General features: G+C 61.8%; 19 protein-coding genes. 14 read left to right on the top strand and 5 right to left on the bottom strand.

Features of this window, described 5'->3' with window-relative positions; translation table 11 throughout:
• The first annotated feature begins 316 nt into the window (after window positions 1–316).
• The 3 genes from RCO31_RS22765 to RCO31_RS22755 all read left to right on the top strand — a co-directional run bounded on the left by RCO31_RS22765 (window position 317) and on the right by RCO31_RS22755 (window position 5,428).
• A complete protein-coding gene (locus RCO31_RS22765) occupies window positions 317–1,498 on the top strand; it encodes a pyridoxal phosphate-dependent aminotransferase (protein WP_308970795.1) in 1,182 nt (393 codons plus the stop codon).
• Between the two features lie 190 nt (window positions 1,499–1,688).
• Window positions 1,689–4,670: an EAL domain-containing protein gene (locus tag RCO31_RS22760; protein WP_308970794.1), complete on the top strand. Its 2,982-nt coding sequence runs from the start codon at window positions 1,689–1,691 to the stop codon at window positions 4,668–4,670.
• 200 nt (window positions 4,671–4,870) lie between these two features.
• Entirely contained in the window at window positions 4,871–5,428 is a 558-nt protein-coding gene (locus RCO31_RS22755) for a GNAT family N-acetyltransferase (protein WP_308970793.1), read from the top strand.
• 76 nt (window positions 5,429–5,504) lie between these two features.
• Here RCO31_RS22755 and RCO31_RS22750 read toward each other — a convergent pair whose 3' ends face one another.
• Window positions 5,505–5,867, bottom strand: coding sequence for a hypothetical protein (locus tag RCO31_RS22750; RefSeq protein ID WP_308970792.1), 363 nt, complete (start codon window positions 5,865–5,867; stop codon window positions 5,505–5,507).
• Window positions 5,868–6,556: 689 nt separating this feature from the next.
• Between RCO31_RS22750 and RCO31_RS22745 the strand changes: the two genes are divergently transcribed.
• Window positions 6,557–6,853 carry a hypothetical protein gene (locus RCO31_RS22745; RefSeq protein WP_308970791.1) on the top strand — a complete coding sequence of 99 codons (297 nt, stop codon included), beginning with the start codon at window positions 6,557–6,559 and terminating at the stop codon, window positions 6,851–6,853.
• 149 nt (window positions 6,854–7,002) lie between these two features.
• On the opposite strand, the gene RCO31_RS22740 is transcribed toward RCO31_RS22745, so the two are convergent.
• Window positions 7,003–7,203 carry a hypothetical protein gene (locus tag RCO31_RS22740; RefSeq protein WP_308970790.1) on the bottom strand — a complete coding sequence of 67 codons (201 nt, stop codon included), beginning with the start codon at window positions 7,201–7,203 and terminating at the stop codon, window positions 7,003–7,005.
• 682 nt (window positions 7,204–7,885) lie between these two features.
• Between RCO31_RS22740 and RCO31_RS22735 the strand changes: the two genes are divergently transcribed.
• The 4 genes from RCO31_RS22735 (at window position 7,886) to RCO31_RS22720 (ending at window position 12,995) form a co-directional block, all read left to right on the top strand.
• Complete coding sequence (locus RCO31_RS22735; protein ID WP_308970789.1) at window positions 7,886–8,233, top strand: hypothetical protein; 348 nt, start codon at window positions 7,886–7,888, stop codon at window positions 8,231–8,233.
• On the top strand, window positions 8,184–9,659 hold the full coding sequence (gene terL, locus RCO31_RS22730; RefSeq protein ID WP_308970788.1) for a phage terminase large subunit: 1,476 nt from the start codon (window positions 8,184–8,186) through the stop codon (window positions 9,657–9,659). Before RCO31_RS22735 ends, terL begins: the two co-directional genes overlap by 50 nt.
• Window positions 9,660–10,030: 371 nt before the next feature.
• Window positions 10,031–11,842 (top strand): hypothetical protein, encoded by a 1,812-nt coding sequence (locus RCO31_RS22725; protein WP_308970787.1) that lies wholly within the window; start codon window positions 10,031–10,033, stop codon window positions 11,840–11,842.
• Between the two features lie 238 nt (window positions 11,843–12,080).
• Complete coding sequence (locus RCO31_RS22720) at window positions 12,081–12,995, top strand: hypothetical protein (RefSeq protein WP_308970786.1); 915 nt, start codon at window positions 12,081–12,083, stop codon at window positions 12,993–12,995.
• A 339-nt stretch (window positions 12,996–13,334) separates the two neighbouring features.
• Here the strand turns inward: RCO31_RS22720 and RCO31_RS22715 are convergent, their stop codons facing one another.
• Window positions 13,335–13,718, bottom strand: coding sequence for a hypothetical protein (locus tag RCO31_RS22715; protein WP_308970785.1), 384 nt, complete (start codon window positions 13,716–13,718; stop codon window positions 13,335–13,337).
• A gap of 620 nt (window positions 13,719–14,338) precedes the next feature.
• Between RCO31_RS22715 and RCO31_RS22710 the strand changes: the two genes are divergently transcribed.
• The 5 genes from RCO31_RS22710 (at window position 14,339) to RCO31_RS22690 (ending at window position 17,578) form a co-directional block, all read left to right on the top strand.
• Window positions 14,339–14,770, top strand: coding sequence for a hypothetical protein (locus tag RCO31_RS22710; RefSeq protein WP_308970784.1), 432 nt, complete (start codon window positions 14,339–14,341; stop codon window positions 14,768–14,770).
• Complete coding sequence (locus RCO31_RS22705) at window positions 14,770–15,255, top strand: hypothetical protein (protein ID WP_308970783.1); 486 nt, start codon at window positions 14,770–14,772, stop codon at window positions 15,253–15,255. Before RCO31_RS22710 ends, RCO31_RS22705 begins: the two co-directional genes overlap by 1 nt.
• Complete coding sequence (locus tag RCO31_RS22700) at window positions 15,248–15,970, top strand: SOS response-associated peptidase family protein (protein WP_308970782.1); 723 nt, start codon at window positions 15,248–15,250, stop codon at window positions 15,968–15,970. The genes RCO31_RS22705 and RCO31_RS22700 overlap by 8 nt, the downstream gene beginning before the upstream one ends.
• A gap of 136 nt (window positions 15,971–16,106) precedes the next feature.
• The gene (locus RCO31_RS22695; RefSeq protein ID WP_308970781.1) at window positions 16,107–17,174 is read left to right on the top strand and encodes a serine hydrolase; all 1,068 of its coding nucleotides are present in this window, start codon (window positions 16,107–16,109) and stop codon (window positions 17,172–17,174) included.
• Window positions 17,171–17,578, top strand: coding sequence for a DUF1992 domain-containing protein (locus tag RCO31_RS22690; RefSeq protein WP_308970780.1), 408 nt, complete (start codon window positions 17,171–17,173; stop codon window positions 17,576–17,578). Before RCO31_RS22695 ends, RCO31_RS22690 begins: the two co-directional genes overlap by 4 nt.
• Before the next feature lie 177 nt (window positions 17,579–17,755).
• On the opposite strand, the gene RCO31_RS22685 is transcribed toward RCO31_RS22690, so the two are convergent.
• A complete protein-coding gene (locus tag RCO31_RS22685; RefSeq protein ID WP_308970779.1) occupies window positions 17,756–18,277 on the bottom strand; it encodes a GNAT family N-acetyltransferase in 522 nt (173 codons plus the stop codon).
• A gap of 1,178 nt (window positions 18,278–19,455) precedes the next feature.
• Between RCO31_RS22685 and RCO31_RS22680 the strand changes: the two genes are divergently transcribed.
• Window positions 19,456–20,256, top strand: coding sequence for a class I SAM-dependent methyltransferase (locus RCO31_RS22680; protein WP_308970778.1), 801 nt, complete (start codon window positions 19,456–19,458; stop codon window positions 20,254–20,256).
• Here RCO31_RS22680 and RCO31_RS22675 read toward each other — a convergent pair.
• Window positions 20,231–21,157: a sensor histidine kinase gene (locus RCO31_RS22675; protein WP_308970777.1), complete on the bottom strand. Its 927-nt coding sequence runs from the start codon at window positions 21,155–21,157 to the stop codon at window positions 20,231–20,233. The genes RCO31_RS22680 and RCO31_RS22675 overlap by 26 nt on opposite strands.
• Window positions 21,158–21,539: the final 382 nt, after the last annotated feature.

Below are 21,539 nucleotides of genomic sequence, written 5' to 3'. Positions count from 1 at the left end.
GCGCCGTCATGAAACCCGAACTTGGACACAAATAGCGAAGTATGTTCGGCTTTGAGCTGTGCGCATTGTCGATTGCACAAACGGACGCCGACCTCTCAAAGGGCGTTGAGAATGCCTTCGCATCATGACCGCCGAAACGCCCTCACCCTAACCCTCTCCCCCGGGAGAGGGAACATGCCGAGTGCGTGGCCGCCTCTTACTCAAAACTCTGAGAGTCCTGCCTGCACTGGCGTTCTAGACTCGCATCCGCTATTCGCGGCACACTAGATGGCGTTTCGCCGGGCGCGTGGCCCGGCCGGGTTCAGGAGATGGAAAGATGCTGCGCACGATTGAAGCCTTCGACCGGATCGGCGACGAGAACGCCTTCGCGGTGCTTGCCCGCGCCAATGCATTGGCGGCCGAAGGGCGCGACATCATCAACCTCGGCATCGGCCAGCCGGACTTCCGCACGCCGGAGTTCATCGTCGAGGCGGCGATCAAGGCGCTGCGTGACGGCCACCACGGCTACACCGCGGCCAACGGCATCCCGCAGTTGCGCGAGGCGGTGGCCGCCGATCTCTTCAAGCGCTTCAAGGTCGAGGTCTCGCCCGAAAGCGTGATGATCATGCCGGGCGGCAAGCCGACCATGTTCATGTCGATCCTGATGTTCGGCGAGAAGGGCGCGGACATCCTCTATCCGGATCCCGGCTTTCCGATCTACCGCTCGATGATCGAGTTCACCGGCGCGCGGCCGGTGCCGGTGCCGATCCGCGAGGAGAACGGCTTTGCCTTCTCGGCCGAGGAGACCTTGAAGCTGATCACGCCGCAGACGCGGCTGATCATCGTCAATTCGCCGGCGAATCCGACCGGTGGCGTCACGCCGAAGGCCGAGATCGACAAGCTGGTCGCGGGCCTGGAGAAATTCCCCGATGTCTGCATCATGTCGGACGAGATCTACGACCAGATGACCTATGACGGCGAGCAGCATGTCTGCCTGTTGTCCTATCCCTCCATTCGCGACCGGCTGATCCTGCTGAACGGCTGGTCGAAGACCTACGCCATGACCGGCTGGCGGCTCGGCTACGCGGTGTGGCCGGGCAAGCTCTACGACTATGCGCGCAAGCTTGCCGTCAACCTTCACTCCTGCGTGAATGCGTCGGCGCAGTATGCCGGCCTCGCCGCGCTGCAGGGCCCGCAGGACGAGGTGCACAAGATGATCGCCGAGTTCGACAAGAGGCGTAAGGTTGTGACCGAGGGGTTGAACAAGCTGCCCGGTGTGTCGTGCATCGTGCCGAAGGGTGCGTTCTATGCCTTTCCGAACATCAAGCGCACCGGCTGGAAGGCCAAAGAGCTCGCCAACGCGCTGCTCAACGACACCGGCGTTGCCACCATCGGTGGTCCGGACTTCGGCGTGCTCGGCGAAGGTTACATCCGCCTGTCCTACGCCAACTCCACCGAGAACATCCTGAAGGCGCTGGATCGCATGGGCGAGTTCCTTGCGAGCCGCAAAGTGGCGTAAACGGTCGCAGCGGCTTGCGCAAAAGCAGCGATTCGTCGGCCAGGACGCTGATTTTGCCGGAGGGGTAACGCGGACGAATTTCCCGGCGGGGGAAATTCAGACGAACTTTACCTTTTTTGCTGCGCAAGCATTAGGCGGTAAGCACCTACTATCCCGCGCCAAAATGCCTGAGGTTCGGGAACTCCAGCAGATGACTCGGGAGAAGATGCTGGCGGCGCTTGGCGCCACCAACGAGGCGATTCTTCGCACTAAATCCCGCGATGAACTGTTCCAGCGCGTCTGCGATGCCGCAGTGAGCGGTGGAATAGGCGTGGCAAGCGCGTTCCTGCCGGAGGCGGATGGTTTCCTCAGGCTGGTCGCATCCGCCGGCAGGGACGGCACGGAGCCGACGCAGGGTCTGAAGATTTCGGTCGATCCGGACAGCGAACGCGGCAGAGGGCTCGCCGGCGTCGCCTATCGCACATGCCGCCCTGCCGTCAGCAACGACTTTCAGAACGATCCGCGCTTCGAACCGTGGCGCCGGGAAGGGCGCGGCAAGAACGTCGGCGCGGGCGCCGGAATTCCGATCGTCCAGGATGGCAAGAGCGTCGGCGTCTTCCTGTTCTTCGTGCCCGAGGCCGGATCGTTGACGCCGGAGATGGTCGACCTGCTGCAGCGCATGGTCGAGAACGTTTCCTTCTCGCTCGGTGTGTTCGAGCAGGAAGGCGTGCGCGCGCGCATGGAGCGGGCGAACCGGCGCATCACCACCATGTTCGCGGCGCTGAGTGCGACCAACACGGCGATCCTGCGGGCGACCAGTGAAGAGGAAATGTTCCGTCTCGTTTGCGAAGCGGTTGCACAGAGTGGCGGCTGGCTCGGAGCCGCAGCGATCTTTCTGATGCAGCCTGACTCGGACGAGCTCAAGCTCGCCGCCGTGTGCGGCCAGGGTGAAGAGTTGATCCGCGAGCTCAAGATCTCGACGGACCCGGCCAGTCCGTTCGGCACCGGCCTTGGTGGATCGGCCTTCCGTGAGAAGGCGCTGAAGATCAGCTACGACTTGCAGGCCGAGCGACGCAACGATCCGAGGGTCGATCAGGTGCGCAGGCCGTTCGGCGCCGCTGCCGTGCCGCTGCTCGTCCACGGCAATGCCGTCGGTGTGTTCTTCTTCTTCTTCGCCCGGACCTCCGGTGCGCATGAGCCGGCCCTTCTCAAGCTGATGCAGGATATCGCCGAGAACACTTCGTTCGGTCTCGCAGCCTTCGCGCGGGCGGAAGAGAGTGCGCGGGTGTCGCGTATGTATGCGGCCCTGTCGGCCACCAACGAAGCGATCATGCGCTCGGAGTCCCGCGAAGAGATGTGCCGCCTCGTGTGCGAGGCCGCCGTCAACGGCGCCAAGTTCACGTCGACGACGATCGGTCTTCATGACCCGTCGAGCGATTTCTTCCGCATCATCGCCTCGTCCGGTCCCTACGGGCACAGGCTGCGGGAGATCAGGCTGTCGCCCCGGCCGGACATTCCCGAAGGGCAGGGCCTCAGCGGCCAGGCCTTTCGCACCCTGGAGCCTGCGATCGCCAACGATTATCGCAACGATCCGCGTTCCATCCCCTGGCGCGATTCGACGAGCGGTTCGCAATCCGGCGCCGGCCTGCCGCTGCTCGTTGCCGGCCGCCCGGCCGGCTTCGTGCTCTTCATGTCGAAGGAGAAGAACACCTTCACGCCGGAGTTCGTCGACCTGCTTTGCCGCCTGGCCGAGAACGTGTCGTTCGCGCTGGAGAACTTCGATCGCCGCGAGGAGGCGCGCCGCGCCAACGAGCAGGTCACTTATCTCGCGAAATACGATGCGCTCACCGGCCTGCCGAACCGCGTCGTGTTCAAGGAGATGCTGGATGGGGCCGTTGCGCGCGCGCAGCAGGACGGCAACAGCTTCTCCGTGCTGTTCATCGATCTCGATCGTTTCAAGCTGATCAACGACTCGCTTGGGCATGCCGCCGGCGACGAGCTGTTGCAGGAGATCGCCGGTCGCCTGCAGCAGCGTCTTGGCGCGGGCGAACTGCTGGCAAGGCTGGGCGGCGACGAGTTCGTGCTGGTCCTGACCCAGATCGGCACGCGCGAGGCCGCAGCGCGGATAGCGGCCGAGCTGCTGGCGCTGATCTCCGAGCCGATCGCATTGCGCGGACACGAATGGCGCGCGTCGGCCAGCATCGGCATCGCCATGTATCCGCACGACGGCTTCGACGGATCGTCGCTGACGCGAAGCGCAGACGTGGCGATGTACCTTGCCAAGGACGACGGCAAGAACGACTTCCGCTTTCACACGCCGGGCGCGCACAAGCGGTCGGTGGATCGGCTGCGGCTCGAGACCGACCTGCGCCGGGCGATGGACGACAAGGAGCTCTGGCTGCAGTACCAGCCGAAGGTCGATGTCGCCACCGGCCGCATCAGCGGCGTCGAAGCGCTGCTGCGCTGGACGCATCCGGTGCTCGGGCTGATCGAGCCCGCGACCTTCATTCCGGTGGCGGAGGAGGCGGGTCTCATCGTGCCGATCGGCAAATGGGTGCTGCGGACGGCCTGCGCGCAGATCGCAGAATGGCAGCGTGAAGGGCTGGTCGGCCTTTCGGTCGCGGTGAATCTCTCGCCCCGCCAGTTCACGCACGATCAGCTCCTGCACGACATCGACGAGGTGCTCAACGAGACGCGGATCGATCCGGATTCGCTGCAACTCGAGGTCACCGAAAGCACGGTGATGCAGAATGTCGAGCGCGCCGCGCGGGTGCTCGAGGCGATCAAGAGCCGCGGCGTGCGGCTTGCCATTGACGATTTCGGCACCGGCTATTCGTCACTGTCGCTGATGAAGCATTTCCCGATCGACACGATCAAGATCGACCGCTCCTTCATCAAGGAGCTCCCCTTCCGCGCGCAGGACAAAGCGATCGCCAATGCCATCATTGCGCTGGGCAAGGCGCTGGGGTTGACCATCGTCGCCGAAGGCGTGGAGACGCGCGAGCAGGAGCACTTCCTGCGCAACAGCAAGTGCGACGAAATCCAGGGCTTCCTCTACAGCCGCGCCGTCGATGCCGCCGAGGTGCCCGGCCTCGTGGTGGCCAATCATGATTTCGCCTCGGACGCGCCGCTGGTTCCCGAGCCGGTCCAGTCGTTCGGCGCCGTGAGTCGTCGGCTGCATCGCCAGGCGTGACCTCGGCTCGGCGCTAAAGGCCTGCGCGCATCGCACGGTCCTCGCCCGCCGTCCGCCGTTAGCAATTGATCAACCATACGCGATCCCGGATTCTTGCAGGCGGCGAGCGATGTCACAAGTGAATGTATGTGGCGATTGTCTCGTCTGATGGTGTTCGCAGCGGCGGCTCTGCACTTCGCAGGGAACGGGCGTCTGCGGCTATGATGCAGCTCGTCAAGCCATCGCTCGCGCTCCTGCCGGCCTTCACAGAGGCGTTGAGGCGCGGCTGGTCGCCTGACAACATCCGTGGCTATGAAGCCGCGCTGGAGCAGATCGAGAAGATCGAAGCCGACGCCGCGGCCTTTGTCGAAAGCCTCGACGACATTGAGGCGAAGGGCGAGCCGGTGAAGCTGCCGGACGGCTCGCTGGTCGCGCGCCTGCCCGGATATCATCGCTGGATATGGGACGGCGAATTCTGCGGAAGCATCGGCTTCAGGTGGCTGCCGGGGACATCGGCGCTGCCGCCGCACGTGCTCGGTCATGTCGGATATGCTGTCGTTCCCTGGAAACGCGGCCGCGGCTACGCCGGCCGCGCACTCATGCTGCTTTTGCCGGAGATCAGAAAGCGCGGCCTGAACTACATCGAGTTGACGGTGGACCCCGACAACATCGCCTCGCAGCGCGCCATTGTTGCGTGCGGCGGCGTGTTCGTCGAACGCTTTAACGAGCCTGCCGCATTCGGCGGACTTGAATCCCTGCGCTTCCGGATCGATCTGTAGGTTCCCGGATGAAGCGTCGGCGTAATTTAGGATCCCGGCTTGTCCCTTTAGGCTGCGCCGTGGCAAGACCCGTCGTTCACCGCGCGTAATTCTTCGTGGCCCACTGGATGCCGTCCTTGAGCTCGTCGATCCGGTCGCGATAGATGTCGCGCAGGCAGGCGACGTTGGCGCCGCACTGTCTGCGGTCGCTGAGAAACTGCCGCGCTTCGTCCTGTCTCGCGCCGCTCGCACCCATCATGAACGGAAACGACCTGTAGCTGAACCACAGCGCGCCCATTTCCGTATCCAGCTCGGAAAGGCCGGGGTTGTTGCAGATGGCGATTTCATCGGGATAGCGCGCCTGGCGACAATCGAAGCTCGCCGCTTCGAGCCTTTCGATGCCGGCCGTTGTCGCGAGGAAGGCCAGCAGCACCGCGAATTGCAAAGACCTCAGGGTCATGACGGCACTCCATTGCAAAGACTTCGCGCCTTTGTCGCAGGCTCATGTTGAAGATGCGCTGAACGAACTGGACTGCAGTTGAGCAAAGGTGCGCGCATTGTCTGCCGCAGCAGGATGGCGAAGGGCGCGCGCAAGGAAGCGAAAGAGGTCGTCCCGCCGAAGCGGCAATGATGCCAGCGTGCCTACGCACAGCCGATCTCATTTTCGTCATTGGGAGCCGCAAAGCGGCGCGGCAATCCAGAACTGCGGCCACCACACGTGCTGCGACTCATGCTGGGGCTGCGCCCTCGCAATGACGAGCGTGCGAATCCGTTTCAGCGGACTCGGAGACTCCGGCGCAGCTAGACCTTCATCCGTCCGATCATCCAGCCGGCGAGATGCCAGCCGAGGCCGGCGAAAAAGCCGACACAGAACCAGACGAGGACAAGCCATATCGTAATGGTCACGGGCATGTCGTTAAAACGCCCGTGCGGATCGGAATGTTCCGCGTCGGCACGGCAACGGGCTGTCGCGCGTGAAGGCGTTTCAGCGCCCACCTTGCCGGGCCTGCGCCAGGATGGTCGCGGTGGTTTTGCGAAAGCGGTCTTCTGTCTGCTGGTCAACAGGAGGATGCGCGACTTCGTCACAGGAACGATCCGGGACGAGCAGGCGTTTAAAAAGGTTGGTATTTTCGCCGGAGGAGTCCCATCATGCACGCCCGCTTCATTGCTGCGACGTTCGCGATGCTGTTTCTCGTTGCGCCGGCAAGTGCGCAGACCACCGCGCCCGCCAAGCCGGACACGAACTGCACGCCGAGTGCGCGTGCGGAGGCCCCGCCCAAACAGGATCAGACGAGCGGGAGCACGGCTAAATCGATGGAGATCGGCAAGAGCGCGATCCTTCCCTCCGCCAGCGGCCATGCAAACTCGGCGGCGCCGACCGTGCAGAACAACGGCGAGCCGATGGAGGCGCGGCCGAACTGCCCGCCTGATCAGACCAAGAAATAAAAAGGCAGCCCCGGCAGAACCGGGGCTGAAGTCTATGGGGTTTAGCGAGACGAGCCCCGGCCTTCGTGCGTTGGGGACGGACTTACGACCGGGACCCAGCACCGGAGTGCCTTGGGTTTATGCCTGGTCGCGTTTGGTCGTTCCGTGATTCACGCGAGAAATTGGCGCAACCATTCGAGACGTTCTTCCGGCGTGCCGCGCTCATCGGCGAGGATGCGCTTCACCTCGTCGAGTTGCGCGACCACGCGTTCCATCTCGCCGCTTGTCGCGCCAAGCTCGAGACCAAGCGCGTGGAGCAGATTGTCCAGCTCATCAAGTGGCGAAAGTTCATCGAGCGGGGACGGGGACATTGACAACCCTGACACTGAAGCCTTGAGGCCTTCGTTTGCGCAACGGTCGCGGCGCCGCCGCCAGAAAATCACGACGAGAATCGGCGTAGACGAGTTCGGCCCCGATGCGCGCCGTCGCGCAGCTCTCCAACCTTTCGCTAATGCCGCACGGCCACCGACGTTCCTTAAGAGACCGATCGACTGCGAAATAGGATGCGTTCGGAAGTGAGCATGGTAAGGCGCCACCCTCCCCTTGAGGGGGAGGGTGGCTTGCGAAGCAAGCGGGGTGGGGTGACAGCCTCTCCGCGCAGTATGAGCTTGTGTTCGCTTCATCTGAACCCGACCAACCGACGCCTACGATCGTCTTTGCGGCACAGCACCCCACCCCGACCGCTTCGCGGTCGACCCTCCCCCTCAAGGGGAGGGTGGCGCAGAAATCCGCGGCTTCATTGCGAAGCCGGGCCGCAATGACGGCGATGATATTCACAGGAAGTGCACAGGTCTGATTTTTCCTTTTGCTGGTCCAGCAGATGCGTTGTTAGACACCAGCATCCGAACTATCCGCCCGCGAGCCGCTCGGGCTTCGCGGGTTTTGTTTTTTCCGCGCCTTGCCGTCATTGCCGGCCGTTCGAGGAACGGCGCTTTCGCAAATGACGGCGGGCGTCTTGCCTTCGCGCGAGCACGGAACGCCGGCACATCAACGATGACAGAAACTCCGGACGATCTCCGCTCGCTCGCGCGTTCCCTCACGCGCGCGGCCCTCGATACGCTTGAAGCCGTCATGCAGGCGGACGATGCGACGCCGGCCGTGCGCGTTTCCGCCGCCAACGCCATCCTCGAGCGCGGCTGGGGCAAGCCGACGCAGCCGGCGGAGGCTGCGGGCAACGACCAGCGAGCCTTAAGTGAACTCAGCACCGCCGAACTCATCGCCCGCGTGGCGGCAATCCTTGCGCAGCCTGCTGAAGGAGATCGAGGGCAGGGAACGGGCGAAGCGGAATCTGTTGACCTTCGCCAGCGCGATCGAGATCCCGGGAGCGCCGGTTCGTCCTGACGACGAGGCCTGCGAGGAGTTTCGCTCGGTCGAGGCCGCATTCGGCAAGCACCAGTTGCTGTGGCTGAATTGCCTGCAGCGCGTTCAGGACGGCGAGATCAAGCGGCTGATGGGCCTGATGCCGCCGGGCTCGGCAAAGAGCACCTACACGTCGATCGTCTTTCCCGTGCACGTCATGGGCCGCTTCGCGAAGACGCAGGTGATCGTCGCCAACTATGGCAGCGACCTGCCGCGCCGCTGGGGCCGCAAGGCGCGCGCGATCACGCGGCAGAAGGTGTTTCAGCGCGTGTTCGACACGCAGCTTTCCTCCGAGAGCGCCGCAGCCGACGAATGGGCGCTGTCGAACGGCTCCGAATATATGGGCGCGGGCCTGCTCACCGGCATCACCGGCAACCGCGCCGACGGCGTGATCTGGGACGACCTGATCAAGGGCCGCGAGCAGGCGGATTCGGATTTGATCCGCCAGAAGACCTGGGACGCCTATTTCGACGACCTGCTCACCCGCAAGAAGCCGCACGCCTTCGAGATCGGCATCACCACCCGCTGGCACGAGGACGATATCGCCGGCCGCATCCTGCCCGAGGGTTATGGCGGCGAGAGCGGCTTCATCGATTGCCGCGACGGCAACCGCTGGTACGTCGTCTGCATTCCGGCCGAAGCCGAGCGCGCCGACGATGTTCTCGGCCGCAAGGTCGGCGAGCGCATCTGGCCTGAATGGTTCGGCGAGAAACATTTCGCCCCGTTCAAGCGCAACGCCCGCACCTGGGCCGCGCTGTATCAGCAGCGGCCGGCGCCGGAGGAGGGCGACTACTTCAAATCCCAATGGCTGCGTCCGGTCGAGAAGCTGCCGGCGAAACACACCCTGCGCATTTATGGCGGCTCCGACTACGCGGTGACGGCGGACGGCGGCGACTACACCGTGCATGCGGTGGCCGGTCTCGACGCCGACGGGCGGCTGTATCTGCTCGATCTCTGGCGCAAGCGCGCCGCGTCCGACGAATGGGTGGAGGCGTTCTGCGATCTCGTCGCCGAGTGGAAGCCGATCGGCTGGGCGGAAGAGCAGGGGCAGATCAAGTCCGGCGTCGGCCCGTTCCTCGAACGGCGCATGCGCGACCGCAAGATCTACGTCGCGCGCGAGCGGTTTGCCGCGCGCGGCGACAAGGCGGTGCGCGCGCAATCGATGCGCGGGCGGATGGCGCTGGAAGGGCTTTACGTGCCGGCCGCCGCGCCCTGGCTCGCCGACTTCCGCAGCGAGCTGGCAAGCTTTCCCGCCGGCCGCCATGATGACCAGGTCGACGCCATCGGCCTGATCGGCCAGTTGCTGGACCGCATGTTCGTGCCGTCGAGGCCGAAGCCAACCGAGAAGCCGCCGCGCGACCGCTGGAATTCAGCGCGCAGCGACGAGGTCAATTGGAAAGTTGTGTGACTCGTCATTGCGCGGCGACGTAGCCCGGATGAGCGAAGCGATATCCGGGGCTGACTCTCCGCGACTGGAAGGTCGTGTAACTCGTCATTGCGAGCCATAGCCGTTTGAAGAACGGCGTCGCTTCGCTTGCCTGCGGCGCGGCAATCCAGTCTGAACCAGATGCGGGTGCCGCGTTTTTTTTGCGCGCTTCGCGCGGCTGGATTGCTTCGCTTCGCTCGCAATGACGGAAATAGCGCGCGCCCGTCAACGCGGCGCGCGCATCGCCTCTCCGCTTCGTCGGCGGAGAGGCTGGAGTGAGGGAGCCCGCAGGCCTTCGTCTGGGTCGCGCTCCCTCACTCCTCGTTTTCTTCAATCCTTGAAAAGTGATGCCCATGACACAGACCAGCCCGGGCCTTCTCGATGTCGGCGATCTCTGCCGCATGTTCGAGGAGGCGGAGGACGCGAGCCTTTCCGCGCGCAAGGAGGCCGAGCGCGACCGCGACTATGTCGACGGCCGGCAGCTCACGTCCGAGGAGCTCGCCGAATATGCGCGGCGCGGCCAGCCCCCGGTGATCGACAACCGCATCAAGACCAAGATCGACTATCTCGTCGGCCTGGAAAAGCAGCAGCGGGTGAAGCCGAAGGCCTTTCCGCGCACGCCGCGCCACGAGGCCGATGCGGACGCCGCGACCGAGGCGCTGCGCTATGTGGCAGAGAGCGAGGACTATGAGGCGAGGCGCTCCGCCGTGTGGCGCAACATGCTGGTGGAGGGTGTCGGCGGCATCCGCATCCATGTCGAGCCGGCGCGGTTCGCACCGCCTTTGGACCCGATGGGCTCATCGGCGCTGACGTCACAGGAGCTGCAGATCCGCGTGCAGCGGATCGCCTGGGACCGGCTGTTCTTCGATCCGCATTCGTCGGAGGCGGATTTCTCCGACGCCGGCTATCTCGGCATCGTCACCTGGATGGATTATGCCGACGCGCTTTCGATGTATCCCGACGCGCGCGAGATCCTGGACACGACCCTGAGCTCGGCGCCGTCGGACACCTATGACGACAAGCCGAAATTCTCGCACTGGGCGGACGGCAAGCGCCGCCGCGTGCGCATCTGCCAGATCTGGATCAGGCGCGGCGGCGAATGGTTCTTCGCCGAATACACCAAGGGCGGCATCCTGAAAGGCGGCCCGTCGCCTTACCTGACCGACAAGGGCGAGAGCGACTGCGAGCTGATCCTGCAATCGGCCTATGTCGATCGCGACAACAACCGCTATGGCCTCGTGCGCGAGATGGTGTCGCTGCAGGACGAGGTGAACAAGCGCCGCTCGAAGTCGCTGCACCTTCTGAACACCGCGCAGGTGGTCTACGAGACCGGCGCCGTCGCCGACATCCAGGCGTTCCGCAAGGAGGCGGTGCGACCCGACGGCACCATGGAGGTGGCGCCCGGCGCGCTCGCCAACCGGCAGATCGAATTCCGCACCCGCGACGATCTCGCCACCGCGCACTTCCAGCTTCTGCAGGAGGCCAAGACCGCCATCGACGTCAAAGGCCCGAACGCCACCGAGATGGGCGACCGCACCGGCGGCGTGATCCCGGCGTCCGGCCGCGCCATCCTCGCGAGCCAGCAGGGCGGCATGATCCAGATCGGCGATCTGCTCGACAATCTGCGCCATCTCGACCGGCGCGTGTTTCGCAGCCTGTGGGCGCGCGTGCGCCAGTTCTGGACCGCCGAGACCTGGGTGCGCGTCACCGACGACGAGCGCAACGTGAAGTGGCTCGGCCTCAATCTCGATCCCTTCGCGATCGCGCAGATCAACATGCGCGCGCGGGCCTTTCCGGACGAGGCGCGGGCCACGCTCGCTGGCGTCACAGGCCCGCTCGCCACGCTCGATTGCGACATCATCATCGACGACGCGCCGGACGGCCTGACGCCGCAGATCGAGCAATTCCAGAGCCTGGTCGAACTGAAGAAGTTCGACACCGCAGGCGAAATCCCCTTCCGCGCCATCGTCCGCGCGATGCCGAACCTGAAGGACAAGCAGGCTTTCCTGAAGGACATGGACGCGCAGGCGCAGAGGAAGGCGGAGGCCGGGCAGGGGATGCAGGCGCTTCAGTTGCGCGGTGCTCAGGCGGAAGTGGCGGAGACGGAGAGCAAGGTGGTGTCGAACGTGGCGAAGGCATACGCCTCGGCACGATTAGCTTCGTAAACGTGTTGGGGAAGCGGCGCTTCGAAGGAAGTCAGGTGGGCAGTTCGAAGCGCTGCAGTCATTCACCTGATTCCGATGCTGGAGCAAGCAACGTGTCGCAATTGCCGGACGTAGTTTCGCCATGCACTTAATACTTGATAAATGTGATGATATGTTCGGAAGTTCGGGACTACGGGCGGCGTGTACCGAGATCGATGTGGTAGGATTCCTCCGGGTCAATCGGACTGGGGTGCATCCTATGGAGCGTGCGGACTTATATCGTGTGTTTGATCTCGGCGGTGCGTTGCGCGGCCTTACGACGATTAAGCAGGGCGATCCACTGAGCAAAATCTACCTTCCCATGGTCAATGCGCAGTCAGCATTGAACCAATTGCTTGGAACGTCGCCGCAAGCACAGGTCGATCTATGTAAAGAGGCGGCGCGCGGCCTGAAGAACGTGGTTGATCGTATCGACGCTGCGCATTTCATGGATGGAAAGGGCAACTTCAAATATCCCGATGATGCAGCCAAGCTGATTATTGCGCCGTGGCTCGCTTGGGAGGTTGAGGCGGCTTATCAAAACTTCGAAGCCGTATTTCGTGCCGAGATGCAGGCGGCGTCAACTTACTGGGTGCCGAAGCGCGGCGCATACAGCACGCGTGACCTAGTTGACGCATTCGACCGCTCATTTTTGCCTGAACTCCACGCGTCGATAGGCGAGAAGGCGCTCTCGGAATACAGAAACGCAGGTCGCTGCTTCGCGTTCGGACTGTGGAGCGCGGCGGGCTATCATGCGTGCCGCGCCGTTGAGGCTGTTCTGCGCCCGTACTACTGCTTCCTCCTGAAAAAGAAAGATAACGAGGCAAGAACCTGGGGCGATCTTATCAAGGACCTGCGCGAGAAGTCGGATGAGCCTAAAGCTTCTGAGAAGGCGTTGTTCTATCTTCAGCAACTTAAGGACAATGAGCGCAATCCCCTAATGCACGTCCGCGTCGTCCTAGAGGAGATTGACGCTGACATGCTGTTGAACAGTTCGAAGATCGCGATCGGCCTGATGGCGAATCATTTGAAGATTATGAAACAGGACGAACCGACGTTGGGTGACATGCTGGTTGAGGCCCCCGCCAAGCTTGTCACCGTTGAGATCTCTCCCGAAGATGAACAAGCAGCTTGAAAAACAAAGAGAGCTTATAGACGCCCTCGCGCGAATGAACTCGGAGCCGCAGAAGCAGTAGGAACAAAAACATGCTAGTTCCGATTTTGGAACTGCCGTTAAGAGGTTGAAGAAAGAGGCGAAAATCCCGAAATGCCATATGCCGCGTTCCAGAATTGTTCACCCTTGTTTAACTGGAACAGCTGTATTAGCTTTGCGTTACCTTAGCACGCTGCAGAGGTGAGAAAGCCTTCTCACACGCCCTCGCAAGGGGTGAGTAAACCGTAAGGCGAAGAGATCCGGAGTTCGGCGCCCGGCTACAGCGTTTTAAGGAAAAACCCCGTTTTTGGCGGGGTTTTTTCATGTCGGCTTCGTAGTGCCAATCTTGACGCGGCGAGAAAGCGAATTGGGTTTGAGCGGATACACGCTCTTGATCGGGTAGATGCCCTTTTTGATTCGAAGGCTAATCGCGACAAGCACGATTGGGCCGCCGGGAATCTCGCAAACTAGATCAATGCTATCGGCTTGGTAGCCATCTTGTTGGCCGACATGCGTCGGCGACGCTATGACTCGCTTGATGTGCTGCCAGCAAATGCCGTGGCGCTCGGGCACCTTTTCGAACGTGTGCTTTTGGGCGTGCGCGTAAAACATCACCTCGCCCGGCTTGATTTCCAGGTCGAGACACTTTTTTACAGCCTCAATCGGCATCGCACCAAAAATGGTGTCTTTCCACTCGATAGACATACTTCCCCCCGCCGGGAGGCACTCTAGCGTTGTTTTGCCCAGCAGGGCAAAAATCGGCGGGGCGGCTTGATCTTGGCTTGTCGGCAAGTGCGTCAGGCGTTGCGCTCGATACTCTTCATCGCCATCCGTTCTCTATCGGCAACCCGAGGCGGGCGCGCTTGTTATAGCGGACTTCCACCAGACAACGCTCCAAGTCCTATTCGCCGTAGAACGTGTTCATTCGGCGCATGCCGCAGTTGGACGCGCCAAGGATGTTTCGAACAGTGAGGCGGTTTCGGTGATCTTACAGACTTTGTTCGCACCAATGCCGAGTTCGAAGTGAAAGGCGCAAACTTCGCCCTTGATCGGATCAAGGAGCGCCATCATTGACTGCTTGTTCTTGTAGCAGCTTCGATGGCTTCGCGCGCCTTGCGTCGCGAAACATGGGTCATGAAACGAAGCTTTCTTGGCCGTCGTTGCTCTCCGATGGTCAACAAGCACAACGTCCCACAGTCTTTGTCAGGCAAAAGACGTTACTCGCTTGGTCGTCCCACAACCAGAAATCGTCTTGAAAAGACTGCGCGGCATATGAGAACATTTCATGAACATTGGCAACGTGAATTTGGGCCGAGAGCGGCAATTTGGGCGGGAAGTCACGCGACCGCATTTTCGGGGACAAGCTGCGGGCAGCAAAAATTCGGCTCGAATCCGCGAAGAGGGAATCGCGGCAGGCTGATCGCAGCATCATCGCCGCCGAGTGCGAAGTCTGGTCCGCGCGAATGGAAGGTTATGGCGGTCCCGCGCAGCCTTCTCCGACCATCGAGCAGGCGATCGGCGCCGGCTTCTTCTTCCTCGAAGTGAAGTGCCGTCGTTGCAACCATCAAGGCTCTGTCGATCTGCGACATCTGCGCCGACACGAAAGCACTGAAATCTGGCGTCTGGAGGCCTCGCTGAGCTGCGAGCGCTGTCGCGCCGGACATCGCTGGAAAGCCAAGGTCTACATGATCAAGCTTTCACGCGCGCGAGACACGAGCGGGCCGTGGTACGCGCCCGACGAACTGGACGGACATTGATGTGCAACTGCATCGTGCTGGAGATGAGGCTCAAGCAGAATGATGACCGCGCGGAAGTCCCAAAGCTAATCGCCTCCCTCGTTGATACCTCGGCCGACAGCCCTATGGTCGCGGTGCGTCGACAACCGCCCGACCACCGCTTGGCAATGTATCGCCTCTCCGACGTATCGCGTTTGCACTGGAGCAAGATCGGCGGAGGAATTCGGCAGAAATCCGCGTTGCACGTCTATGGATACGTGATGTGCGATGGAATGGTCAGCGGAAAGTTCGCACATTCATGTCGCCACGGTCCTCCGCCTCATCGCGCGAAGGTGTGTCTTACAAAGAAGTACAACGAAAAGGTCTGGCCGTTGGTCCTTGAAAGGGCCGGTCCAAAGCCGAAACTGAGGCCGTCGCGAAAGGCTCGCCGCCGGAAAGCGAAGCGTCTGCGCGAGCAGCATGCTATGCTGGCCGCCATTGAAACGGGCGGCATCGATCGTGTGTAACCTTTATTCGATGACGAAGAACGTCGACGCGATCCGGAAGCTGTTCGGCGGTCGCAACAATGCAGGCAACGTACCCAGTCTGCCGGGCATCTTCCCGGATTATCCGGCGCCGGTGGTGCGCAACGCAAACGGCGATCGCGAAATCACGATGATGCGCTGGGGCATGCCGACATCGCAGCGCGCGATGGTGGACGCGACCAACAAGAGAATTCGCAAGCTCGAAGCGAAAGGACAGAAGTCCGATTACAAGGAGCTGCTTCGCAAGGAGCCGGACAGCGGCGTCACCAACATTCGCAACGTATCGAGCGCGCATTGGAAGCGATGGCTCGATCCTGCCAATCGCTGCCTCGTGCCGTTCACGTCGTTCGCCGAATACGACACCATCGACGGAAAGAAAGTGCCGGTGTGGTTCGCAGCCGACGAAAGCAGACCCCTGATGGCGTTTGCCGGCATCTGGACGAACTGGACGTCAGTTCGGAAGGCGAAGGAGGGCGAGGTCACTGCGGATGTCTTCGGCTTCCTCACATGCGCGCCCAATGCTGAAGTCGCAAAAGTTCATCCGCAGGCGATGCCGGTGATCCTCACGACTGACGAGCAGTTCGATCTCTGGATGATGGCTAATTGGGACAAGGCGAAAACGCTGCAACGGCCGTTGCAAGACGGGGCGCTGATGATCGTTGCCAGCGGCGAGAAGGAAGATCAGGGCCAGATCTGAAAGCGGCCTATTATGCTCATGTTGAGCTTTGTCGTTCACGACCTTGAGCTGCCGTCGTCTGGTTGCCAAGGATGCTTGATCACTAATATGCTATTGATCGCACTGACGAGTGCGGTTCTCGGCCTTTGGTGGGTTCATGAGTCTTTCAGACTGGAGCATCGCCGATCCAGAAGGTGCCGGCCTTCGGAGCAAGCCGCTTCGCGATCTGGTCGAATGGCTGGATGGGCCGGGCGAGGCCAACATCCACAGTGTTCTTGTCGTGCGGCACGGCAGACTATTGTTCGAGCACTACCGCGCCGGGGAAGACGAGTGTTGGGGAGAGCCACTCGGGAACGTGGCGCACGGACCCGACAGCAAGCATGATCTGCGGTCTGTGACGAAGAGTGTGATTTCATTGCTGTTTGGCATCGCGCTAGACCGCAAACTGATCAGGGATATCGACGAAGCTGTTATCGATTGGTTTCCTCAGTATTCCGATCTGCGCAGCCCGGCAAAGGAGCGCATTTCGCTGCGCCATCTGTTGACGATGTCCGCCGGTCTCGAATGGAACGAAAACCTTCCTTCCACCGATCCAAAGAATAGCGAAATGCGTCTGCTTTCTTCAGCCGATCGATGTCGATACGTGCTTGAGCAGCCCGTTGTGGCGCCCGCGGGACAAGTCTGGAATTATAACAGTGGTGGTACTTTGCTCCTGGAAAATGTGATTGCTACCGCGGTTGGCGGAGCACTCGATGACGTCGCGCGCGACTTCCTGTTTGAGCCCCTCGGTATCAGTGACTTCGCCTGGACGAGGGATTTGAAGAGCGGGACTCTCGAATGGGGCGGCCTTCGACTGCGCTCGCGGGACTTCGCAAAAATCGGCCAGCTCGTTTTGAATGGTGGGAATTGGAATGGTCGCCAGATCGTTTCACAGAAATGGGTGACGGCATCCACGGCTGCACATATCGGTCCTGCAGCCCTGACGTATTTCTACGGATATCAGTGGTGGCTCGGGCGGTCCCTGGTCGGGGGACGCGAGGTGTCGTGGATTTGTGCCATGGGACATGGCGGGCAGCGCATCTTCGCTGTACCGGCGCTCGATCTCGTGGCGGTAGTTACGGCTGGACTGTACGCTGACGCAGTTCATGGACTGCTGCCGTTGATCATTTTCAATCGCTACGTGCTGGCAGCAATAGTGAGCGAAGAGAAGGCGGGAGCACCATGACACAGCGCAAGCCTCCGGGGACGAGCTGGGAGACGTGGATCGACGCGCAGATTCGCGTTGCCACGGAGGAGGGAGCCTTCGACAACCTGCCGGGGGCAGGTAAGCCCCTCGCGAACCTCGGCCAGGAACATGACCCGCTCTGGTGGGTGAAGCAGTTCGTCCAGCGCGAGCAGATCTCCATACTGCCGCCATCACTCGAGCTGCTCCGCAAGGTGGAGAGGGAGCTCGCCGCGATCGAGAAGCTCGACGATGAAGCAGCCGTCCGTCGTCGCGTCGATGCACTCAACGTCGAGATCGCCAAGGTCAATACGACCGTGGTGGAGGGGCCGCCGACGCGCCTCGGCATGCTGGACGTCGATCAGGTTGTCGCAAGCTGGCGGCGGACCCGCTCGGTCAATCCTTAGTAGCTCCAGTCTCACGGTCTCCTCGAAGCGACGAACGGGAATTAGAGTTGACGGATCTTGTTGAGACTGACCTCTCCGATCATCAATCGCTCAGGCGGCCGCGAAAGGGTATCCATCCGGCGGAGGGCCGCGGGTAAGGTGCAGACGACCTGGGCATTTCCGGCTGCGGCCGCGCCCTTATTGCGGCTTGGGCTGGGCCCGGTGCCGGTAGACGAGATCGCCTGGATCCTGTTTCGGCGCACCTGGGTCGAGCCTCGCACCCAAGCGTTCTGCAACGGCGATCGAACGGCGGTTCTCTGGGTCCACGTAGCTCACGAGGCCAAAGAGGCCGAGCTCGCACGCAGCCCAGTCCCGTAACGCCTCTGCGGCCTCCGTCGCGTATCCCTGACCCTCATGCTCTTCATAGACAAGCCACCCAAGTTCTTTTTCCGGAAACAGCGGGCCGTGGCTGATGTCGACGAGGCCCACACACTCACTGGTGGCAAGGAGGTCCATCATCAGCGCCCCGTGCCCGAACAGGTCCCAGCACGCGACTCCATGGCAGAACTTCCCCCACGCCGCCCGTTGAGCGTAGGGGCCGCCAATGCCCTTTGCCCGCGGGGAGGCAAGAAGCCGGGCATAGGCCGGGAAATCCCCGGCGACAGGTGCGCGGAGGGTCAAGCGCTCCGTGATGAGCGTTGGAATGGCTTGCGAGGGCATATGGCGGGCATTCTTGGACACGGCGGTTAGAGACGCGCGTTTATACCTCGGGTGTCGAAGTTGACCAAAGAGCAGAAGCGCAGGCTAATCGAACTGAAGTTGTGGCTCGTCAAACTGACGGGCGACCTTCGGCACATGCCTTCGCCGTCAGAAGTAAACGACGCCCGCTAAAGGTTGGCGCCCGTCGAAGTCAGAAACCCAAAATACGCAAGCGGGAGGCCGCCTCAGTTGGCGGCCTCCTTATCCTATTCCCACGCTTAAACCCACCGTTCGGGGATCAAAGGTCCTCAAGCCCGGAAAGGCACGTCGTCAGAAAGCGAGGCGCAAGCGTGACGGGCTCCCCACCAAAAGCCGATCGTGCACCGGCACCCCGATACGAATTAGAGTTGATGGTCGCGCTTTGGTCCCTTGGGAAACCACCGATGAGCGCTCGCGCGAATGCGAAGCATGGCCATGTGCGCTAGAATCTTTTGCTTCTCCAGGCTCGGCCGCATGTTCGCGACGCGCTCCCGGCAGGCCTTTATCTCTGCTTCAATCTCTTCCAGGGTTTGCGCGGGCTGTGCTGCCATGAAGAGATAACTTCAGCCAGCGGAGCTGGTTCCTGAAGCACGGCTCGGCCCTTCCTTCGTTGCTGCTTCAAAATCCGAACCCTCAACGCGGCGAACGGCCTCGATCGGCGACTTCCCGATGCAGCGACAAATAGTTGCCGCCGACAACGCTATATAAGATGCCGAAAACAGCGACGGCGAGAAGGGTCGCGAGAAACAACTTGTACAGCCCTGACTTTCGAGTTCGCTGGGTCATGGCCTTTCGAACTTGCGGGCCTTCAAGACCGTTCCGGCTCCTTCGATGAAGATTCAATGACAAAGGAACTCGCGTTGGCGAGCGCCTGCACCAGCGTGGCACCTTCTCGCCGGAGCGTAAGTCGCGAAGTCTATATCCTGATGTCCACGACGTTGCAGCCTCCCTCGCCGAGGACGGTATCCGTAGATCGTTTCTAGCTGGATGATCAACTATTGTCGTCTCAGCGTCGGCACGTCCATGCCCAATGCCGAAGTTGCGGAGGTGACATTTGTAATTTCCGGCGTTCCACGGTTAGCTGGCACTTCGGATGGGCGGTTAACAGAGTGATATTGTCGGGTACCAACTCGAGCCATTTTTCGAGAAGCGTTGAAGCAATGGAACAGGCGAGCGATCTCTTCCTCGGAGCGGCCGAATACTATGAGCGCTACCGCGTGCCTTATCCGCAGGAAGTATTCGACTGGATCGTCAATGAATATCGGCTGGACGGCTGTGGGCGCCTGCTCGACGGCGGCTGCGGAACGGGACAGATAGCTCTGCCCCTTAGCTGTTGGTTTGACGAAGTCATTGCGATCGACGCCGATCGGGAGATGCTGAAGATCGGCGAACGCGTCGCGCGCGACAAGGGCATCGCCAATGTAAGCTTCCTGAACTTGAGAGCCGAGGATTTGCCGAGCGATGTAGCTCCGATTCGCCTCGCCATTTTCGGCGCGTCGTTTCACTGGATGGAGCGTGTCTTCGTCGCAAATCGCTTGCACAAGCTGATCGAGCCCGCGGGCGGTCTGGTTGCCGTCTCACCTTCGAGTTTCTGGAGCGGCCGGCAACCCTGGCATCAGGTCGTTATCGGAACGATCAAAGACTGGCTCGGTGAGGAGCGACGGGCTGGCGCCGGGGTATTCAAGGCCGCTCCCCTGCATCAAGAGTGTCTTGCGCAGACCCCCTTTGCCGATATCAAGGTGACGGAAATCTGTAAGCCTCACGTGTGGACCGCGGACAGCATTGTCGGTTACCTCGGCTCGACCTCCTTCGCGTCGCATGTGGTGTTGGGGGATTTACAAGAGGCATTTGAAAGCGATCTACGCGAACGTCTTTCCCGTTTGTCCAGTGAAGATCGGTTCGTGGAGGAGATCGAGTATTCGATTGTTTCCGCGCTCAGGCGACCGCGTACCTGGGAATGAACTCCACGCGGACGCGACATCCGGGTCCTGCGTCCTCATAGGTGAGCTTGGCCTCAAGCTGCTCGGCAAGAAGACGTATCAGGCGCGAGCCGATGTGCTCCTGCCTGTCCGTTGGACAGCCGACGCCGTTGTCCTCGATCGCCAGAACCAGAGACGTCGTTGTCTTCTTGAGGATCACCCGAACCGTGCCGCTCCGGTCGTCCGGGAATGCGTGCTTGAACGCGTTGGTGACGAGCTCATTGGTGATGAGACCGATCGGAACGGCCTGTTCCGTCGGCAGGTGCACGGCGTCGGACTCGACCTTGATCGCGATCGGCCGGACGTCGCGGAGCGAGTCGCCCAGATGCCGGCAAAGCTCCTCCAGATATAAGCGCATCTCCACGCTTCCATTCTGCCTCACCGGCTGAAAGTGCTGATGCGCGCTGGCAATGGCCTGAACGCGCGCCACCGCGTTCGCGAGCGCGGCGCGTGTCTCGGGGCTTGTTTTCGAGCGAGCCTGCAGAGACAGCACGGAAATGACCATGGCCAGGTTGTTCTGCGTGCGATGGCCCAGCTCGCTCAGCAACAGGTCCTTCTGCCGCTCCGCGATGGTCGCGTGTTCCCAGGCCGTGCGAAACGCCTCGCTGACAACCGCAAGCCCGAGCGCCATCACGCCGAATATGACGAAAGGAAGCACCAGTTCGGCCGGTAGCGCGATGCTGCCGGTGTGCCGCAGAGCAAGATAAAGCAGCAGGCAACTGAGCACGACGGCGAAAATGCCCGACCCGCGATCGAACATCACCGAAGCGGCGAAGATCGCCGGCAACATAAGATAAAAGCCGATGATGCCGTTTCGCTCGTGCAGAGCGGCAAACAGAACGAAGCAGAGACCGACCAGGAGCGCGGTCGTGCCGTAGCGCACAACACGCGGCTGCGGCCGATTCGGAAGCCACCGCAAATAGGTCTGTTCCATCCTGGGGGAAACGCGCGGCTGCGCGGGTCGGTTGCCTGCGCCGGCGCGAGAAGTGTCAATCACCTGACAGGGTTGCAGCGACGGATGGTCCTCCGCGTCGCCGGCTTCGCGCGAATGTTTCGTTCCCTCGTTGCGTCCCTGAACCCAAAATGAACGGCAGCGTCACAAGCAGCATCAGCATTCGCCACATCAGCGCCACACGAGACGCCGGCGTCTTCAACCCAAAGCTTCATCGCTGCGCAAGCGCCTACGTTGCGGCGAACGGCGCGCGTTTTGCCAAAGCTCCATGAACCTTCACCGTCGCCCGGGCGTTCACGCGGACGGGCGGTAC

The organism is Bradyrhizobium sp. LHD-71 (assembly GCF_031157255.1).
In the GTDB taxonomy this organism is placed as follows: domain Bacteria; phylum Pseudomonadota; class Alphaproteobacteria; order Rhizobiales; family Xanthobacteraceae; genus P52-10.
Note: the sequence above shows the minus strand (reverse complement) of the source record. Positions and strands in the feature narration are given on the sequence as shown.

Excerpts from the sequence above, each read along its gene's own strand:
- RCO31_RS22765 (WP_308970795.1), top strand. The coding sequence starts at position 317 with ATGCTGCGCACGATTGAAGCCTTCGACCGGATCGGCGACGAGAACGCC.
- RCO31_RS22760 (WP_308970794.1), top strand. The coding sequence starts at position 1,689 with ATGACTCGGGAGAAGATGCTGGCGGCGCTTGGCGCCACCAACGAGGCG.
- RCO31_RS22755 (WP_308970793.1), top strand. The coding sequence starts at position 4,871 with ATGATGCAGCTCGTCAAGCCATCGCTCGCGCTCCTGCCGGCCTTCACA.
- RCO31_RS22750 (WP_308970792.1), bottom strand. The coding sequence starts at position 5,867 with ATGACCCTGAGGTCTTTGCAATTCGCGGTGCTGCTGGCCTTCCTCGCG.
- RCO31_RS22745 (WP_308970791.1), top strand. The coding sequence starts at position 6,557 with ATGCACGCCCGCTTCATTGCTGCGACGTTCGCGATGCTGTTTCTCGTT.
- RCO31_RS22740 (WP_308970790.1), bottom strand. The coding sequence starts at position 7,203 with ATGTCCCCGTCCCCGCTCGATGAACTTTCGCCACTTGATGAGCTGGAC.
- RCO31_RS22735 (WP_308970789.1), top strand. The coding sequence starts at position 7,886 with ATGACAGAAACTCCGGACGATCTCCGCTCGCTCGCGCGTTCCCTCACG.
- RCO31_RS22725 (WP_308970787.1), top strand. The coding sequence starts at position 10,031 with ATGACACAGACCAGCCCGGGCCTTCTCGATGTCGGCGATCTCTGCCGC.
- RCO31_RS22720 (WP_308970786.1), top strand. The coding sequence starts at position 12,081 with ATGGAGCGTGCGGACTTATATCGTGTGTTTGATCTCGGCGGTGCGTTG.
- RCO31_RS22715 (WP_308970785.1), bottom strand. The coding sequence starts at position 13,718 with ATGTCTATCGAGTGGAAAGACACCATTTTTGGTGCGATGCCGATTGAG.
- RCO31_RS22705 (WP_308970783.1), top strand. The coding sequence starts at position 14,770 with ATGTGCAACTGCATCGTGCTGGAGATGAGGCTCAAGCAGAATGATGAC.
- RCO31_RS22695 (WP_308970781.1), top strand. The coding sequence starts at position 16,107 with ATGAGTCTTTCAGACTGGAGCATCGCCGATCCAGAAGGTGCCGGCCTT.
- RCO31_RS22690 (WP_308970780.1), top strand. The coding sequence starts at position 17,171 with ATGACACAGCGCAAGCCTCCGGGGACGAGCTGGGAGACGTGGATCGAC.
- RCO31_RS22685 (WP_308970779.1), bottom strand. The coding sequence starts at position 18,277 with ATGCCCTCGCAAGCCATTCCAACGCTCATCACGGAGCGCTTGACCCTC.
- RCO31_RS22680 (WP_308970778.1), top strand. The coding sequence starts at position 19,456 with ATGGAACAGGCGAGCGATCTCTTCCTCGGAGCGGCCGAATACTATGAG.